Origin of the sequence: Enterococcus sp. DIV0660C (assembly GCF_017316125.1) — a bacterium.
Lineage (GTDB): Bacteria > Bacillota > Bacilli > Lactobacillales > Enterococcaceae > Enterococcus_B.
In genome coordinates this window covers 1-2,211 of sequence record NZ_JAFLWA010000001.1, presented here as the reverse complement: position 1 = coordinate 2,211, position 2,211 = coordinate 1, and the positions used below count along the sequence as shown (strand labels likewise).

The following is a 2,211-nucleotide window of genomic DNA, read 5'->3' as shown; positions in this document are numbered from 1 at the left end:
ATACCATATGCTTTTTTATTTATTGTAGTGGAATTCATTGTTCTTATAAGGTACTTCTATAGTACATAAATAGGTCTTTTTTCATTGATTTCATAAGATATAATCTGCTTATTATATAGTTAATGACTATAAATATTAAGGAGGAAAAAAATGAAAAAGAGATTGCCGAAGTATTCATATTTGCTTTCTATAATTGTTATTGTAATGAGCCAATTTGGATTTATGGGAATGGCATTTGCAGAAAATTCCACTCCCAAAGTTGCGGGAGATGATCCTGGAGTGACAATTACTGCTACTAATCCGATTTATCCGAGTGGTAACGTTCAGGTTGATGTGTCAATGGCATCGACAGCGGGTACAATTACGGAAGATGGAGTTATTAAGGTTGCAATTCCTAAAGTTATTGTTTCAAACAAAGAGTACATGATGAATAACATCGTTATTGATGATCCTTTTTATTTAGATGATCCAGCCTTGGAAGAGGATAATGAGGGAAACTATATTATCAATATTGCATATGATCACACAAAATATGATCCACATGATGCCCAAGGTAACACTGTTAAAATTTTGTTTAAAGCACCTTACTTGAATTCGACAGATCCTAATAATAATTATCCAGATGAAGTGGAATTTAGTTCAGATCTATATATGGGAAATAATATTATTAGTAGTGACAAAACGGTATCACAGGTGAGTACTACAACACCTGGTAACCCACTTTTGAGTAAGTTTGCTATAACTGATGGAGGATATGAAGAATTATATGGACATGATTCAGCCATCTTAGATCCTAACAACCCATCAAGGAATAAATTTGCAATTATAGTGAACTACAATCAGCAGAGTTTGGATAATGTTCAAATAGTAGATACTATACCAGAAGGTACTTATTTGACAGATCCAGATAAATATATTCCTGCAACTGGGGATAGTACAGTCATTAACCACTTTAGAATTGCAAAAGTTAATGGTAGAGATGAAAATGGGATTCCAAATAGTTGGGAATATGTTACTACAGAGTTTTCTGATAAAATATTTTTAACAGATAGCGGATTTACAGTTGACTTTGGAAATTTAACTCCCAACGATAGCTATGTTCTCATGTATGCACAGAATATTGATGGAGATTTTACACCAGATGAATTTGGATCTCGTTTAAATAATGCAGTATTAACTAGTAATGGAGAAGAAATCAGACAATCTGGTACTTATATGGCATTAAAAGAAGTACAATTTGATTCAGTAACTTTAAATAAAGAAGTCTCTCAATCAACATTAGCTGCCAATTCAGGGGATCTGATTTATACTTTAACATTTAAGAATAACGTGGGTAAAACAACTGCTGGCACAAAATTGACAGATCCACTACCAGAGTTTATATCTTTTGTTTCTACAACTGATAACTCCAGTGGGTATTTATCTGATGTAGAATATGATTCAGAAACAAATAGTATATCTTATGAATTGTTGAAGGATTTACCAGCAGGTGAGAGCGTTAAAGTTTCTTTTAAAGTTCATTTTGAAAACCCTGATGCTGTGCCTGGAGAAACAATTGTAAACAAAGCATATTTTAATTACAGTGGAACAAATATATCTAGTAAGGATACTACAACAACACTAGATGGTAGTGCACATCTTTATAAAATAGATGCAGATAATAAAAATCCTTTAGCTGGTGCAGAATTTAAAATAGTTGATGCTGAAGGAAATACAGTTGTCGAAAATCTTGTTACTGACGAAAAGGGATTTATTAATTCGGGAATACTGTCACCAGGAAACTATGCCTTTGTTGAAACAAAAGCTCCGAATGGCTACGTTTTAGATGAATCACCAATTCCATTTATTGTGACAGAAGGGCAAGAAACATCTATTAATTTAACCGCCACTAATAAACTTAATGTACCTATAACTGGGTCAGTTACTTTGAAAAAAGTATCAAGTGAAAGTAATAAAACATTGACTGGTGCGGAGTTCAAACTTGTTAAAGAAGATGGAACAGTACTTGATGAAAATTTAATTACAGATGAAAATGGCCTAATCCATGTATCGGACTTAGAACCGGGTAATTATAAATTTATTGAGACGAAAGCTCCAGATGGATATGAATTGGATGAGACACCAATTACGTTTACGATTTATAAAGATGATGACACAGACGTAGAAGTGACGAAAAAGAATACACTTATTCCAACGGAACCAAGTACAACA

General features: G+C 33.0%; 1 protein-coding gene. It reads left to right on the top strand.

The window, feature by feature from the left end; genetic code table 11:
• Positions 1-150 precede the first annotated feature (150 nt).
• The coding region (locus tag DOK81_RS00005; RefSeq protein ID WP_206906964.1) for a SpaA isopeptide-forming pilin-related protein at positions 151-2,211 on the top strand (2,061 nt) is incomplete at its 3' end.